The sequence below is a fragment of the Anabaena lutea FACHB-196 genome (assembly GCF_014698305.1).
Classification (GTDB): domain Bacteria; phylum Cyanobacteriota; class Cyanobacteriia; order Cyanobacteriales; family Nostocaceae; genus Anabaena; species Anabaena lutea.
Window position 1 is genome coordinate 493,288 of the sequence record NZ_JACJST010000001.1, and the last position, 16,307, is coordinate 509,594.

General features: G+C 37.4%; 17 protein-coding genes. 8 read left to right on the top strand and 9 right to left on the bottom strand.

Going from position 1 to position 16,307, the window contains the following annotated elements:
• Positions 1-250 precede the first annotated feature (250 nt).
• The 3 genes from chlG to petP form a co-directional block, all read right to left on the bottom strand.
• Positions 251-1,285, bottom strand: coding sequence for a chlorophyll synthase ChlG (chlG, locus tag H6G59_RS02060; RefSeq protein WP_190711504.1), 1,035 nt, complete (start codon positions 1,283-1,285; stop codon positions 251-253).
• 92 nt (positions 1,286-1,377) lie between these two features.
• A complete protein-coding gene (locus H6G59_RS02065) occupies positions 1,378-2,496 on the bottom strand; it encodes a Get3/ArsA fold putative tail anchor-mediating ATPase NosAFP (protein WP_190711505.1) in 1,119 nt (372 codons plus the stop codon).
• Positions 2,497-2,582: 86 nt separating this feature from the next.
• Positions 2,583-2,774: a cytochrome b6f subunit PetP gene (gene petP / locus H6G59_RS02070; protein WP_127053086.1), complete on the bottom strand. Its 192-nt coding sequence runs from the start codon at positions 2,772-2,774 to the stop codon at positions 2,583-2,585.
• Between the two features lie 108 nt (positions 2,775-2,882).
• On the opposite strand from petP, the gene H6G59_RS02075 reads away from it, so the two are divergent.
• The 7 genes from H6G59_RS02075 to H6G59_RS02105 all read left to right on the top strand — a co-directional run bounded on the left by H6G59_RS02075 (position 2,883) and on the right by H6G59_RS02105 (position 9,626).
• Entirely contained in the window at positions 2,883-3,053 is a 171-nt protein-coding gene (locus H6G59_RS02075; protein ID WP_190711506.1) for a hypothetical protein, read from the top strand.
• A gap of 65 nt (positions 3,054-3,118) precedes the next feature.
• A complete protein-coding gene (locus tag H6G59_RS02080; protein WP_190711507.1) occupies positions 3,119-3,925 on the top strand; it encodes an ABC transporter permease in 807 nt (268 codons plus the stop codon).
• Entirely contained in the window at positions 3,926-4,666 is a 741-nt protein-coding gene (locus H6G59_RS02085; RefSeq protein ID WP_190711508.1) for an ABC transporter ATP-binding protein, read from the top strand.
• A gap of 185 nt (positions 4,667-4,851) precedes the next feature.
• Positions 4,852-6,798, top strand: a complete 1,947-nt coding sequence (locus H6G59_RS02090; RefSeq protein WP_190711509.1) for a glycosyltransferase — start codon at positions 4,852-4,854, stop codon at positions 6,796-6,798.
• A gap of 97 nt (positions 6,799-6,895) precedes the next feature.
• A complete protein-coding gene (locus tag H6G59_RS02095) occupies positions 6,896-8,194 on the top strand; it encodes a glycosyltransferase family 4 protein (protein ID WP_190711510.1) in 1,299 nt (432 codons plus the stop codon).
• A gap of 17 nt (positions 8,195-8,211) precedes the next feature.
• On the top strand, positions 8,212-9,282 hold the full coding sequence (locus tag H6G59_RS02100) for a glycosyltransferase (RefSeq protein WP_190711552.1): 1,071 nt from the start codon (positions 8,212-8,214) through the stop codon (positions 9,280-9,282).
• A gap of 116 nt (positions 9,283-9,398) precedes the next feature.
• On the top strand, positions 9,399-9,626 hold the full coding sequence (locus H6G59_RS02105) for an AbrB/MazE/SpoVT family DNA-binding domain-containing protein (protein ID WP_190711511.1): 228 nt from the start codon (positions 9,399-9,401) through the stop codon (positions 9,624-9,626).
• A 255-nt stretch (positions 9,627-9,881) separates the two neighbouring features.
• On the opposite strand, the gene pyk is transcribed toward H6G59_RS02105, so the two are convergent.
• Positions 9,882-11,648 (bottom strand): pyruvate kinase, encoded by a 1,767-nt coding sequence (pyk, locus tag H6G59_RS02110; RefSeq protein WP_190711512.1) that lies wholly within the window; start codon positions 11,646-11,648, stop codon positions 9,882-9,884.
• A 360-nt stretch (positions 11,649-12,008) separates the two neighbouring features.
• Between pyk and crtR the strand changes: the two genes are divergently transcribed.
• Positions 12,009-12,890, top strand: a complete 882-nt coding sequence (gene crtR, locus H6G59_RS02115) for a beta-carotene hydroxylase (RefSeq protein WP_190711513.1) — start codon at positions 12,009-12,011, stop codon at positions 12,888-12,890.
• A 125-nt stretch (positions 12,891-13,015) separates the two neighbouring features.
• On the opposite strand, the gene H6G59_RS02120 is transcribed toward crtR, so the two are convergent.
• From H6G59_RS02120 to aroH, 5 genes are all read right to left on the bottom strand, one after another.
• Entirely contained in the window at positions 13,016-13,216 is a 201-nt protein-coding gene (locus H6G59_RS02120) for a hypothetical protein (protein WP_190711514.1), read from the bottom strand.
• Positions 13,217-13,929: 713 nt separating this feature from the next.
• Positions 13,930-14,874: a nucleotidyl transferase AbiEii/AbiGii toxin family protein gene (locus H6G59_RS02125; protein WP_242038752.1), complete on the bottom strand. Its 945-nt coding sequence runs from the start codon at positions 14,872-14,874 to the stop codon at positions 13,930-13,932.
• Positions 14,858-15,271, bottom strand: coding sequence for a DUF6088 family protein (locus H6G59_RS02130; RefSeq protein WP_190711515.1), 414 nt, complete (start codon positions 15,269-15,271; stop codon positions 14,858-14,860). Before H6G59_RS02130 ends, H6G59_RS02125 begins: the two co-directional genes overlap by 17 nt.
• Before the next feature lie 151 nt (positions 15,272-15,422).
• On the bottom strand, positions 15,423-15,710 hold the full coding sequence (locus H6G59_RS02135; RefSeq protein WP_016953473.1) for a hypothetical protein: 288 nt from the start codon (positions 15,708-15,710) through the stop codon (positions 15,423-15,425).
• Positions 15,711-15,749: 39 nt separating this feature from the next.
• The gene (aroH, locus tag H6G59_RS02140) at positions 15,750-16,163 is read right to left on the bottom strand and encodes a chorismate mutase (protein ID WP_071190084.1); all 414 of its coding nucleotides are present in this window, start codon (positions 16,161-16,163) and stop codon (positions 15,750-15,752) included.
• Positions 16,164-16,307: the final 144 nt, after the last annotated feature.

Consider the following 16,307-nt stretch of genomic DNA (forward strand, 5'->3'; position numbering starts at 1 on the left):
TAACAGTAAAATTTAACGATAAATCATGAAGATTTAAAAAATAAACATAGTTTTATAATTGGTAATTTCTTAACTTAAAGCTATCAATGATACTGCCAAATAGTTGATATTAATTAAATAGATAACCAAATAATTGCGGTTCTGCACTAGTATTCAGTTTAAGTTTTAGGTAATTTTAGTGTTAAATTAAGTAGCCTACACTGCCAACACAGCGGTAAATAAAGCGGTGCGTTAGGAACGCACCTGATGGTTAAACGCCGGCGTGACCTAATGCAATACCTGTTACCAGCATTCCTAGTACCAAGAACGGTTGGGCGCTGGCTTGATATTTGACATCATTGGCTATGGGGTCACGGAGAAAATACATATCTTGGAAAGTGATTTGGGGGATGATTAATAATACGAGAATTGCTGCATATAAATTCTCATGAATACTCACCAAATAACCTGCGACCAAACCTTGAAATAAGTCAATCATGACGACACAAATCAAAGCCGCAGTTTGCACTCCAAACATGACTGGTAATGATTGTAATCCTAATTGGCGATCGCCTTCCACACTCTTAAAATCATTGACAATGGCAATACCTAAACCTGCCAAACTGTAGAACAGAGTCAGAATTACAATTTTCCAATTCAATTCTCCAAATAAAGCATGACCAGCCCACCAAGGTAAAGCAATGTAACTTGCACCTAAAGCATAGTTTCCTAACCAACCATTTTGTTTTAATTTTAATGGTGGTGCAGAATAGATATAGGCGATGAAAGTACCAAAAATAGACAACAGTAAAACAGTAGGAACTGGATGACCTGCCCATAAATCTAAGGTGTAGGCTACACCATATCCTAGTAATAGTAAAACAATGAATTGGCTAATTACTTGCTTTTCAGAAATTGCCCCTGAAGGGATGGGACGGTAAGGTTCATTAATAGCATCAATTTCCCGGTCGTAATAATCATTGATGGTTTGGGTATAACCTGTCAACAAGGGACCAGAAAGTAACATACAAAGGGCAGACTTCAAGACATTTTCTAAAGTCCAAGTGTAGTTACCAGAAGAAGCCGCACCGCAGACTACACCCCAAATTAGGGGAATCCAGGTAATCGGTTTCATCAATTGCAAGCGAATTTTCAAAATAGAAGTTTCCCCAGCACTTGCACCTTTCATTCCCAGCAATTGCCGAGTTTTCGCATTGCGGTCTTCTGTGATTGTTACTTCTTGACTTGTAGATTTTACAACCTCATTCGGCTGAGGATTTTGGTTAATGGGAGTTGATTCAGACATAAGGTGTGATGGGTGATCAATAGCTTTCAGTGGTCAGCAGTCAGCTAATAAGTTACAGGTTAGAAGTAAAAAATGTTGGAAAAAAGAGAAAACTAGCTGATAGCTTCTTCCTCAAACGAAATTATCAAATAACTATTTTGAAACTTTGCGCCAGTGACAGGTTTACCACTTAGAGCAGGAGGGAGGAAGATATTACGCCTTTGATCTCCGGCTTCTACTGTTACCTCTGGACCCTGTTGAGTGAGTTTGACTTGTTTTTTGTCAAACCCAGGCAAAAATAAGCGTACTTGGCGATTATGTACGTCAATTTCAATTGGTTTGTTAGCTTGTAATGCTTGCTCGACAAAGTTGGGTAAAGCATCTATGAGAGGTTGCCATTCTCCATTGAAGACATCAGGAACTATGGTCACAGGTAGAGGTGCAAATTCTTCGGATAAATTGATATTTTTTTCCCTAGCAACCAAGATTGCTCCACCAATAATTAAACCAACTTGTTGGGCGCTTCCCCAAAGATAACGGGAATTTGCTACATCAATGGGATCTGAGGTTGTCACCAAAAAAGCGGCGACACGCTGGGGATTAGCTAAAGCAGCTTTACCTCGTTCGAGAAAATTATTAACTTGGTTAGTGGGTAGGGGGGAGTCATCAGTCGTCCAATTAACATTAAAAAGACTGCTGATTAAGGGTTGAAGAAAGGGAGATTCTGTAATTGTTTTCCCTAAATCGGAGTTAACAAATAATTGCCGAAATCTTCGTACATACCAACTTAAAGATTCTGCCAATCCCAACATTCGCAAGGTGGAGGCATCACCTGTGCCATCGTAGATAATCGCGTCATATTGGCCACTGGCATCATATTCACGAATAGCATTGAGAATCAAGGCGTTATCCATGCCTGGTAACACTATCGGTTCTTGCCCATAAACCTCTTTAAAAATAGGTGTGCGGAGGTATTGAGTTTCCAATTTTTTCAATTCGTCCCAGTTGCGTTCTAGCAGTACAGATGCTTGAAACTGTACTGCTTGCAGATTGGGAGAGATTTCTTGGGGATCTGGAGTCAGAGAAGTATTGAGGAGAATTGGCAATGTTGGATCTGCTAGTCCTGCTAGGAGTACCCGTTTACCTTGTGTTGCCAAACTAATGGCTGCGGCGATCGCTATCTTACTGCGAGTGATGCCGTTTTTGCCTAAAAATGTCAGTATCAAGGCCATTACTCGATTTCCAATTACTGCCTATCTTTTCAATTACAACTTAGCACTCAACCAATCCTGTTCGCCTCTGCTATAAGTTGTTTCAACTAGGCTGGTTTGATTTCATCTTCAAAAAACCAGGTGGCTGAGTTGTCATCAAACTTCACCACCACACCAATTCCGCGACCATCGGTGACTTTATAACCTTCGATCATGCCGACTTTTCCTAGTTTTTGAGCGATAGTAGAGGATACGCGATCGCGCAAACGAATGACCTTAACTTTCTGTCCGATTTCCATGTCTAGTTACAATGCAATAAACCAAATCTCAGTGTAGCGGAATCTGGCACTCAGTTTTCACTGCTCATGGCTTAAAATTAAATCAGTAAGCAAGTAGGTATACCAGAAATGTTTGTTACAGACCAACAGCTAGAACAACAAATGCCCGATGCGACTCGTTTGTTAAGTGATGAGCCGGAACTTGAGGCAGAACGACAGTTAGCAGCCGAAAGAGAGAAATCACAACTTTTGGCAGAACATTTGCGATCGCTTGGAGTTGAACCAGAGAGTTTGGTTTAAAATAATGCTGAAAATAGTATAAAATGCGCGAATAAGTTTTCTATGGTGTGTGGTGGTGCTTGAAAATGACGCTTTCGCTGAAAAGTAATTTGACTTGGTTGCAAATCCAGCGTTATTGGGAACTTCTGCACGTTTTGGTAGTGCGAACTCTCAAAGTACGTTATCGAGGGTCATTCCTAGGGGTTTATTGGTCACTGTTGAACCCACTCATTATGACCGGGCTTTACACTGCCATTTTTGGAGCTACCTTCGCTTCTTATTATGGTAACTCAATCCTGAACTATGTGCTGGCAGCACTTACAGGGCTGTTAGTAATCAATTTTTTCTCCGCTTCTACATCCCAAGCTTTGTCAAGTGTAGTCGGTAATGGCGCATTATTAAATAAGATCCGTCTCCCAGTCAGTGTTTTTCCTGTATCAATGATTGCAGCCAATGTATTTCAGTTTTCCGTAGGAGCATTTCCGTTACTGGCGATTATGACTTTGATTAATTCCAAAAGTCTAGTCAATGTTGCCGCATTGGTGTTTCCATTTTTAGCATTAGTTTTAGTTTCTACAGGAATTGGATTTGTGGTAAGTGCTTTATACGTATTTTTTAGAGACTTACCTTACTTTTATGAGCTAATAACATTTGTAATTTGGATTAGTAGCCCTATCTTTTATCCAGCAGATATTGTACCAAAGCAGGTACAGCCCTTTTTAAGCTTAAATCCCTTATCCCCAATTATTGAAAGTCTGCGTCAAATTACATTATCAGGATCTCCACCAGATTTAGGTTTAATTTGGGGTGCTTTACTTGGTAGCATTATTATTTTGTCACTAGGATGGACTTGTTTTCATCTTTGGCGACATCAGTTTATGGATTTACTATAAATGGAAGTAATTCGCCTCGATAATGTTTCGCTGTGGCGACGGACGCAAGAAGAGTTTTCTTATGACTTGAAGAAAACACTGCTTTCTATATTAGAGGGCAAATATCGCCAGCCTGCCAAAAAATTAGTACTGGATAATGTTGCTTTAGTAGTTGACAAAGGTGAAAAAATCGGTATTATTGGTGCGAATGGGTCAGGAAAATCCACACTTTTAAAGATTATTTCCGGAATCTTGCAACCTACCTCCGGATCAGTAAGAGTGCGTGGTCAAGTAGCACCTTTGATTGAACTAGGAGCAGGTTTTGACTCAGAAATTTCTGTCATGGACAACATTCTGCTTTATGGCGTACTGCTTGGTTTTTCTAGGGCTGAGATGAAAGAACGGGCGCGGTCTATTTTAGAGTTTGCGGAGTTGGAAGATTATGCATTAGTTCCAGTTAAGGGTTTATCTTCGGGTATGGCTGCTCGTTTGGGTTTTTCTATTGCCACAGATGTACAGCCGGATATCTTGATTTTAGATGAGGTGCTGTCAGTGGGAGATGAGAGTTTTAAGAATAAGTGTAAGCAGAGAATTGATAATTTTTGGAATGGGGATACAACGGTTTTAGTAGTGTCCCATGATTTAGATTTTGTTCAAGAATCTTGTGAGCGTCTGCTTTGGTTAGATAAGGGCAAAATAAATTTTACAGGCAATGCTAATGAAACAGTAGATTTCTATTTAAAATCATTAAATAGAATATAATTTCACGAATTTTATAATTTTTTATAGATGATCAATATAACCCCAAACTTCATTCATAATTTTATATGAAATTTTTATGCGCTATGATGATAAATAAGCATTTTCTTACGAAAAAATCAAAACATACTTTATTTTCTTCATCAAGAAAAATATTGATCTTGCACATAATTAAATAGGAAATTAGCATGAGAATAGCAATTTATAATGAGTTTTTCGGTGAAAATTTTGCAGAAACAGAACTAGCAGAGAGAATTTGTTTAGCTGCCAATAACTTAGGATGGGAATCTATTGAAGTTGCTTCATCTATAGAAATAAAGAAATTTAATCCTGATTTTGTATTGGTACTTCACTTCAAAACACCAAAATTAACAGGATTTCCTACTTATGGATGTATGTGGAATCCTCCTGATTTTTTTGATCAATATGAAACTGCAATCAAGAGAGAAAAAGCAAAAGAAAATATTTTGAGCTACGATGCTTATCTTTCTTCTTCTGTGCAAATTAACACGTGGTTAAAAGATATTTTATTTGGAACAAATAAGAAATTTTTTATAGCTCCCTTTTATACTAGTTGTCATCAAACTCAATATCAAATGCCATCTCTTGATAATCCTCATTTAGTTTATATAGGAACTAACTGGGATGGTACACGTTTTCAAGAGCTATTTCAACATTTAGATACTAAAGATTACATGGAAATTTATGGCCCTCAAAAAGCCTGGAAACACTTAAAGCATTCATACAAAGGATTACTTCCATTTGATGGAACAAGTGTTTTAAACACTTTGAATAAAGCCGGGTTAGGCTTGTGTTTACACAAAGAAGAACATCGAAGATCCTCAATTCCATCCATGAGAATATTTGAAATTGTTGCTTCTGGCGCAGTAGCGATTTGTGAACAACATCCCTTTATTAAAGAGTCTTTTGGCGACTCAGTTTTTTATATTAGTTCAGACTTGAGTCCAATAGAAAAAGTAAATCAAATATCTAGATATGTTCGATGGATACAAAATAATCAGAAAGACGCTTTAGCCATGTCTGCTGAGGCACATAAAATATTTACCGAAAAATACAGTTTTGAGAATTTACTATTAGGAATAGTACAACATCATAAAAAATTAATTAGAGAAAAGGGTTTTTTCACAACTTTCAACAATACTAAAAGAGCAAGTGATAAATCTGTTGAAATAATTGTCAGAGTGGGAGATCGAGATGCCAGTATGGTCAAACGCTGTTTAGATAGTATTGCCAGCCAAGTTTACAACAACATAGGTGTAATCATAGTTAAATATAAACAATTAGATTATTTAGACTCTCTTTTAAAAGACTATGAAGGTAAATTTCCCATCAAAACAATAGAAACCGAATTTTCTGGATTCAGAAGTAGTCAAATGATAGCAGGTATAAATGCTGTTGATGCAGAATACTTCGGTTTTTTAGATGATGATGATTCCATTCATCCCAACCACGTTTATTCTTTAGTTTCTCTCTTAGAAAAATCCAATGAAATAGGAGTAGCCTATTCAGGATCTATTCGTGTTTGGGAATCTAATAAAAGCGATTTTAGCCAAATTAACAAACACAATTTGCTTCAAGAAACATCAGAATTAGCATATTTTGAACCTTTTGATATCAATAAATTATTAATTTTTAATAATTTTATTACATCCAATAGCTTCATTGCTAGAAGTTCTTTGATAGATGAAGATTTGAAAAATGATCCTGAACTAAGGGTCGCTGAAGATATGTTTTTACTGTTAAATTTATGCAGAAAAACAAAATTTATATTTACCTATGAAGCTACTTGTGAATTTTATTGGCGATCCACTAAAGCCGAAAATTCTACATTTGAAGGTAATGATTTATGGGAAGAAAGTATTAAGCGTATAAGGCATATGTTCTGGAAAAAATCTTTTCCTTCATCACGATTTATATTATCCCCTGTTGACATAAACTCAAGCTTTACTCAAGCTAATTCAAATATAGATGATTTAGAGGAATTACAGTTCCAATTACAATATACTTTGAATGTAATCGAAGCCATAAAAACTAGTAAATTTTGGAAATTACGCAATGCTTGGTTTCAACTCAAAAAAGCCCTGAAAATACCTATGGACGATCAGCTATTATAATATTTTCCATTAGTGAGCGATTCTTATTGGGAAGCTTATTAATTTTTATATTCGGCAAAAATAAAAATTTTTTTAAATATTTTTCAAAGGATATTAAATGAGAATATTTATAGATTGTACTCATACAGCAAAATATACATATAAAAATACTGGAATTCACAGAGTAGTTCGTGAACTGACAGCCGAGTTATTGAATATTCGTTCAAGATATCCAGATATAGAAGTAATAACCGTTATGTTTGATGGTTACTTTATACGCAGGGTGACTACTCTTGATCCAGACAATCCTAGTTTGTCTACTAAAAGTAAACCGTATCTCAACCCCTTAACTAAAATAAGTAAAGAACTTTTATTGCTACTCTATAAGGCCAAAAATAAATTTATAAATAGACTATCATTTTTGGTTCACTTACTCTATTTGAAGCACTATATTCGCAAAGATGCTTGTCTAGAGTTTGAGGGATGTAAAATATTACCAGAAGACATTTATGTAATAGCTGATGCTAATTGGGATTTACCTAAGAATTACTACAATTTTTTAAAAAAATTAAAACTTAATAAAGTTACTATAACAATTATTTGTTACGATTTAATACCAATAAAATTTCCAAATTTCTGCTCCAAAAAATTTGCTGAGGTTTATACGCAATTCTATGTCGATTACTCTAAACTATTCGATAAAGTTTTATGTATATCAAAGAATAGCGCCGAGGATTACAAGAATGCACAAAATAATGGTTTATTAGCTAACAATACCAATGTGATAATTAAGAACTTTCGCTTGGGATGTAACTACTCAAATTCTGATTTTCTGCTAAATTATGATGATAATAATTGTGATGTAAATTTAAATAATTTACTTAGTAAGCGGTATATTTTAGTAGTTGGCAGTTTAGTACCTCACAAAAATATCAAAGCTATTATAGAAGCATTTAACTTATTGATAAATTCAAACCGTGAAGATATATATCTGGTCTTTGCGGGTAATAAAGGATGGCACCCAGAGACTGATATGCTAATAGAGTCTGATAAGATGTATGGTAAGCTCATACATATATTTAATGCTGTTACTGATTCTCAGCTAAAAATTCTCTATAAACACTGTTACTGTTTAGTTCAAGCTTCCTTCTATGAGGGATTTGGCTTACCAGTTGTAGAAGCTCTACAATATGGTAAACCTGTAATTTCAAGTAATGGTGGTTCTTTACCTGAAGTAGGGGGAGAATTCTGTGTATACTTCGATCCTTATCAACCAGTAGAACTTTACCAAACTTTAGAAAAACTGATTGATTCAGATATTTACTACAACCATCTGGTAGATATCATCAAGAATAAATATAAACCATTCTCCTGGAAAGAATGTGCTGAAGAATTCCTCTCTCTTTTATGTAGTTAAAGTAAATTTAAGCCGAAATAGAAAATTTGTTAATTAATCTCTCTGTTCTATCCAGAAAACCAACAGGTATAACAACTTACGCTAATAATATCTTTCTTTACCTTCAGTATCTAAATCCCACGTTACTGATTTCAAGTTTACTTCCTGATTATACCTGCTACCAAATACCACCTAACTTAACTCCAGAACAAGGTTTTAAAGGACATTTACGCCGCTTAGTTTGGACACAATTCCAACTACCAAAAATCTATAAAAACCTCAAATCCCATCTCCTATTTTCCCCTATTCCAGAAGCGCCCCTCTACGCTAACTGTCGCTTTATTGTCATGTCTCACGACATCATACCTCTACGCTTTCCTAAACGTTTTTCACCACTCACACCATACCATCGTTACTACACCCCTCAAGTCTTCAACCAAGCACAACATATTATTTGTAACTCTGAAGCAACAGCTAAAGACATCACCGACTTTTACCAAATTCCTATTAATAAAATAACACCAATTCCTCTAGCATACGATCGCTCACATTTCCAATTTCTCAACCTTCCCACCAGCAATTACTTTCTATATATCGGTCGTCAAGACCCTTACAAAAACATTAAACGACTCATCAGTTCCTTTGCTGCACTACCTAACAAAAATGACTATGAACTATGGTTAGCAGGACCCACTGATAAACGTTACACTCCATTATTAGAAAAACAACTTAAAGAATTACAAATAACTCATCTCGTTAAATTCCTTAACTACGTACCTTACGACGAATTACCAATAATTATTAATCAAGCACTTGCGCTAGTTTTTCCTAGTCTTTGGGAAGGGTTTGGTTTACCAGTTCTAGAAGCAATGGCTTGTGGTACACCGGTGATTACTTCTAATATTTCCTCACTTCCAGAAGTTGCAGGAGATGCTGCAATTCTGATTAATCCTTACAACGTGGGGGAAATCACAGCAGCAATGCAAGAAATTATAAATGATTCAGAAATGAGAAAACAACTTTCTCAAAAAAGTATCACTAGAGCAAATCAATTTAGTTGGGAAAAAACAGGACTTGCTACAGTCGAAGTTTTAAAACAATATCTTTAAGAGAATTTATGCTCCTAAACTGGAGGAAATTCGACAATGAATAAAAAAGAAATTTCCTTCAAGACTCAACTATGTAATACTAAAAGTAAGAAAATTCTTACTTGAGAGTAATAATCATGAGAATTACATCCAAAGGACAAGTAACTATTCCCGTAGAAATACGAGAGCAATTAGGACTTACACCCAACACAGAAGTAGAATTTGAAGTCATCGGAGACGCAGTTTACGTAAAAAAAACCAAAGCGAAACCCACCTCTGGTAAAACTCTGATAGAAAAAATGCGAGGTCAAGCCACAGTCAAAATGACAACTGATGAAATAATGGCACTAACCAGACAAGATTAATGAAGGAAATACTGGTTGATAGCAATATAATCCTTGATATTGTCACAGAAGATCCAAATTGGTTTGATTGGTCGGCTAATAAATTATACGCTTCTTAATTGGTGATGACTCTCTAATTGAACTAACGAAATTGTAGAGAACAGGCAAGAGGCAAGAGGGAATAATTAAAAATTACCCATTACCTCCTATTATTTGAAAACCTAAAAATTAAAAATTAATTATTGTTTTAATTTTTAATTCTTAATTTTTAATTTTCTAAGTTCCCACAGCCCCAGAGTAAACTAAACCCCGTTGCATATCCAAAGTCAAAATCGCCCCATCTTTAATTACCTTTGTCGCTTCCTTCACACCCACAATGACTGGTACACCAAGACGTAAACCAATTACAGCTGCGTGACTGGTGAGACTTTCCTCTTCAGTAATAATCCCCCCAGCTTTGCGAATTGCTTCTACAAAATCAACACCAGTGCGGGATGCCACCAAAATATCTCCAGGGTTAAAGTTACTTGCATCCATAGCATTATGAACTACCCTAGCGCGTCCACTCACTGAACCTTGACCGAGACCGATTCCCTGACCTAGTACAGCAGTCACCACTTCCACTTTAATCAAGTCTGTTGACCCGGAAACCCCCTGAAGCGTACCAGCAGTCATCACCACCAAATCACCCTCACTCAAGAGGTTTTTTTCCTGAGCAACATTGATAGCTGCTTGGAATGTCTGACCTGTAGAAGGTAGTTCTAGCACCAATAGGGGTTTTACTCCCCAGACCATCTGCAACTGTCGCGCTACATTTACATGAGGTGTAATGGCTAAAATTGGCGTTTTGGGACGGAATTTAGAAACGTTGCGGGCTGTAGCACCGGTTTGTGTCAAAGTCATAATTGCTGCTGCACCCAAGTTTTCAGCAATTTGACCAACTGCTTGGCTGATAGCATTAGGAATAGAACGCCGATTATCTCGTGACTGACGGGAGTTGGCGTTTAGGGTTTCCTCTTGTTCGATACGTTCTGCGATTCTGGCCATTGTAGCTACTGCTTCTACGGGGAAACTACCAACCGCAGTTTCATTAGAAAGCATTACCGCGTCTGTACCGTCTAAAATCGCGTTTGCTACATCGGAGACTTCTGCACGGGTAGGACGGGGGTTGCTGACCATGCTATCTAACATTTGGGTAGCGGTGATGATGGGTATACCCAAGCGGTTTGCTGTAGCAATCAAGCGTTTTTGTAGTACGGGTACATCTTCCGCTGGCAATTCTACTCCTAAGTCACCTCTAGCAACCATCACACCGTCACACAAAGACAGAACCGCTTCCATTTGTTCAATGGCTTCGTGCTTTTCGATTTTGGCAACTACAGGTACATTTTTGCCGGTGCTGGAAATTAATTCTTTGATTTCGATGATGTCCTGGGGGTTACGGACAAAGGAAAGCGCTACCCAGTCTACACCTTGGTCTAGACCAAATATCAGATCCTCGCGGTCTTTGTCGGTCATAGCCTTAATTGATAAGTAAACTCCCGGAAAGTTTACACCTTTATTGTTAGAAAGTTTACCAGGTACAGTAATGCAACAATGCAAATCGCCTTTTTCCTGGTTAATGCCTTCTACGACCATTTCCACTCGTCCATCATCGAGGAGGATTTTGGCACCGACGGGGACTTCATCGGCTAAATAATCGTAGGTAACGCAGCTAATTTCTTGGGTTCCTACTACTGGACGATTTGTTAAAGTAAAGCGATCGCCCTTCGCCAAAATTATAGAACCATTTTCAAACTTACCCAAGCGAATTTTTGGCCCTTGCAAATCTTGGAGAATTGCTACCGGTCTATTGAGTTCAAAAGCGGTTTGCCGAATTAGGCGAATACTACGCTGATGGTCAGCATGAGTTCCGTGGGAGAAGTTTAGCCGCAGTGTTGTTGCACCCGCTTCAATAATTGCCTTCAGCATTTCTGGACTGCTGGTAGCAGGCCCAATAGTAGCAACAATTTTGGTTCGGCGCAGAGAATCTCTTAATTGCATAGGGGCTGATTTCAAAATAATCTATCTGGGAAGTAATCGTATAGTAAGGGGCATCTCCTTTTCAGTCACTGCTATATCAATGATGTCAGCAGTTAGAGAAGGAATCAGCGGAATAGACTAGACATAGTAGACCAATCTTATCTGCATCCTTCTTAAGGGAGATTTTTGCCATTCAAGCATTAGCACTGGTCAAACTTTACCCGTCAGCAAATACTTAAGTCTAGTCTGGAATCATAACGCCATTCATCCGCTCATCAGCAAAGACAGCAGATAAATCTTGCCATACAAAGCTTTATATAACTTTACTCTTTACTAAGAATTGTTGTATATTCGTAATATTTGATAAAGAAGGAGTTAGTAATGCTCACGTCGGAGGCACAAAAGCCACTGACAATCCCACCCAAAGAACTTTTAGCACCTCCTGGTGATTTTAATCCCACACTACTCATGTTTTTTGTAGTGGTGACTATGTTGGTGTTATCTAACTTTGGTTATTGGGTTTGGGAATGGCCACATTGGCTATGCTTTAGCATTAACACTCTGGCCTTGCATTGTTCTGGGACGATAATTCACGATGCTTGTCACCAGTCAGCCCATCGCAACCGTGTGATTAATGCCATGTTAGGGCATTGTAGTGCCTTAATTTTAGCTTTTGCTTTTCCAGTTTTTACACGGGTACATTTGCAGCATCATGGTAATGTGAATCATCCTCAAGATGACCCTGATCATTATGTCTCTACAGGTGGTCCGTTGTGGTTGATTGCAGTCAGATTTTTATACCATGAGGTATTTTTCTTTCAACGGCAATTGTGGCGCAAATATGAGTTACTGGAATGGTTTATTAGCCGTTTAATTGTCATTACTATTGTTTATATTTCTGTCCAATATCATTTTTTGGGCTATATTCTCAATTTTTGGTTTATTCCAGCATTTTTGGTGGGAATTGCCTTGGGGTTATTTTTTGATTATTTACCCCATCGTCCGTTTGTGGAAAGAAATCGCTGGAAAAATGCCCGCGTCTATCCTGGTAAAGTTCTCAATATCCTGATTTTGGGGCAGAATTACCATTTAGTTCATCATTTGTGGCCTTCGATTCCTTGGTATAATTACCAGCCGGCTTATTATATGATGAAGCCGTTGCTGGATGAAAAGGGTAGTCCGCAAACTTCAGGGTTATTGCAGAAGAAGGACTTTTTTGAGTTCTTGTATGATGTTTTCATAGGTATTCATTTTCACCACTGATTTGTTGAAAAAGAGACGTTTTATGGAACGTCTCTATACTTAAAAATAATACTTTGACTTACTAACGCTGTTAAAGCAGTGTAACTATCTCTACTAGCTACTAGTTAGCTTCTCATTACCTCATATTATTCAATAGGTTCAACACGCTTAACAAGAGTAAAACTCGGAACTTCTGTGTCATTCCAACTTTCTATTTCATAACCACAGACTTGACAGTTAAAACTGTCTTTGTCTCTTAATGGAAAGCGAGTAATTTTTACTTCGTAAACGGAGTTACATTTTGGACAGGTTTCTTTTCCTGCATCCTTATTAGTCCAAGTTTTCATTATTCTTAATCCCAGTACCATACAAACGCTATAACCATAATATATAAATTATAACTAACCGATATAAAGTAGTAATACGTAATGAGCTGATTTAGTCAAACTAAACACCAGTTGACTAGTCTAGTTTTGACTACCCCCAGCACTTCAGATAAGCTGAGGGTAAATAAATCGCCTATCGTTTCTCTTTATCCTTCACTTTCTTATCAGAATGAGAGGGAGGGTTAGAATCATCATCCTTCTTGACATAGGTGATCAAGACGGTAGGGAGGACTTTTTCTAAATAGGGAGAACGACACTCCTCGTATAAGATCGCAAATGGTAGTCCTATACAACCAACGAGGAGAGCTACAAGTTTAGTGTTATTCAGTTTTATCATTAATATTTAGGTTTAAATTTAGGATTTATCAAGGTTGAGTAAGTCTCAACTAATACAAGATTAACATATATTCTCTGAGAAATCTACTGAAATGCTAAACAAATTATGAATATTTCTTCTGATGGATGGTTCTCAACCCCAAAAGAATAAGATTAAAAGACTGTCCATGTTAAAAAATCAAGCATTTCTAAGATTTTTTTTCCTATACAGGACTTACGCAAAATATCTCTCAAACCCTCATTCCTCCGTGTTCTCTGTGTCTCTGTGGTTCGTTGATTCCGTAACTTGTGCGTAAGTCCTACTATAGTCACAGAAAGGAGATTTTACCAACTATCACTTACATAGACTCTTGTGATTCAATGCAGTTAATTATACCGTGAGCAGTATCTAAAGCTTGCCTGAAAGAGGGACGATCATCTTCTGAGGCATAAGACATACCATTAACAAAGCGATCATATTCATTAGCATAGATTGGATCAGATTCCAGATATTGCAGCATGGTTTGTAAACGCTGTTTTGGTGGAACTTCTGAAAGATCAATTCCTTTGGCGCGTTGTGTATCTTGTTCCAAAATACTAATAACCAAATTAGGAAAATTTTTGTATTCTGCTATATCACTTTCTAAAGCGGTTAAATCATGTAAATGACGGATAATGGTTGGATCATCATCTTCATTGTCTCGATTTCGAGATAACACACGCCAAGTTAAAGCACTAAGTTTATCAGCCGCAGTTTCTACAGGTGACACACAAGCTATCATGAGAACTTCCGGTTTCCCTTTTGGTGTAGCTTGGGCAATGAAGGATTTCAGAGATTTTTCTTGAACTTGCAAGGGTAACACTGGTGGCTTAAAAGTGATTTCCAGCTTAATATGAGGACGTAACGCTATTGCTGGCTGGAAATTTTGCTGATAAACGATTTTACAAGCAAAAAATTGTCCTTCATTTCTGCTTTCACAATCCTCATCTTCAAGTGACCAATCAGAACTAGACTCGCGTATTGCATCAATAAGACGATAGCGATACTTTCGACACTCTTTCCGATTAAAACCTGTTGAAGGTAGAATTACTTTGAAATCTAGGTCTTCCGAGAACCGTTGAATTCGACCAAATCCTTTTGATAAACTCGTTCCACCAGAAAATACAAGCCGCATATCAGATTCAACGCTAATCATAGCGGCAATTATTCGCATAGCATACCAGTCTTTCTCAACGAAAGAAGGATCAACACCGAGATCAGCGGCAATCAGTTCTACAGTCTTGAGATTAAGTCGTGTATTCAAAGGTTACATATTTTCCTGCATAGCCAATTTTGCGAGTAACACGCCCTTTTACCCCAACTACACGCCCGGTTGGTATTTGGGTTGTCCGTCCCTCATTATAAGCTTGATCATAACTTGAGGGAACTACTTCCACATTCAGTTTTTTTAATGCCTCGATCGCTAGATCCCGTAAACCCTTACGAGGTATGATGCGATTTGATAAAGGTGAGATAGCTGCTTTTGCATAAAGACCATAGCCAATTTTAATGATTTTGCCTTTAGCCTCTAACATACGAAGACTACGGCCAACTTGGTCATAATTAGCGATATCTTCAAAGTCCTTACGCACAAACACTTCACGTTTGCTGTTGGCTATACGGCACGCAATCCGATCTTGCACACTTTTAGGCTTTTTCATTACGTCCTTCAGTTAGAAAACTTTGCAAAGATAGGACATTTATATTCTACAAAAATACAACACTTGCTCATACTATCTATCAATCCAAAGCTGGAAAGCTCACGTTGTAAGTAGTTGAGTATCTCAAATCTAAAATAGTTGAATTTCTACCTCAAATATCCGTTCCTAAACTCTGCGCGTAAATTACTTCAATATTGCTACCAAACTGCAATTTATCTAAGGATTCTGTAAAAAACACAAAACCCTTATACGCAGTCACATATTTATATATTTTCGTAAAATAACCTTCACTAGTGACAATGACAAGCGGCTCTTCACCTTTGGAGAGAATATTCAAAAAATCCTCTAACTTTACACAAACACCAGTTCCTCGATGAGTGAAAATACTCCCACCAATAGCAGCAGGTTGAGCAGCCGCGTCACCATTGTAATAGCTCATTTGGCGCTAATTTTTACATATATTATTGACCTGCTGATTTTAAGCTTTTGTCTTAATTACTGGCTGTGAAGTTTGTAACGTTTGCGGTAAACCCCAATCTGGGCGCAATTTAGCCGCTTGACGTAAATAAATGTGGTGAATAGGGGCAGAAGTTGGTAAATAGGCGTGAATTAAAAACCGAACGCAACGCTGTAAACTGCCCTCAACGTGCATTTGCTGGACATCTAACATAGCCACACTATCCCATAAAGGACGACTACGAGCGATCGCAGCTGGGAAAATAACATCTAAGTCTCGTGTGACAGAAAAAGTAACACTCAAAATTGCTGTTGGTTCAAGTTGATTCCGTTCTTCGAGTTCATCAAGTAATTCTGTCACCGCTTCTCGGATTGCTTCCACTCTATTTTCTGCAACGGTTGTTGCGCCACGAATCGCTCGTATTTGCCATTCCACTTCCAAAATCCTCCTTTATTTACTCATTAGTCATTAGTCATTAGTCATTAGTACAAAGACTACTAACTAGTGCAGCATGGAATAACTCAAACAACAATTAAAAATTACTAAAAAGCTAGTGTCATCTGCTTTTTTAATTTTTAA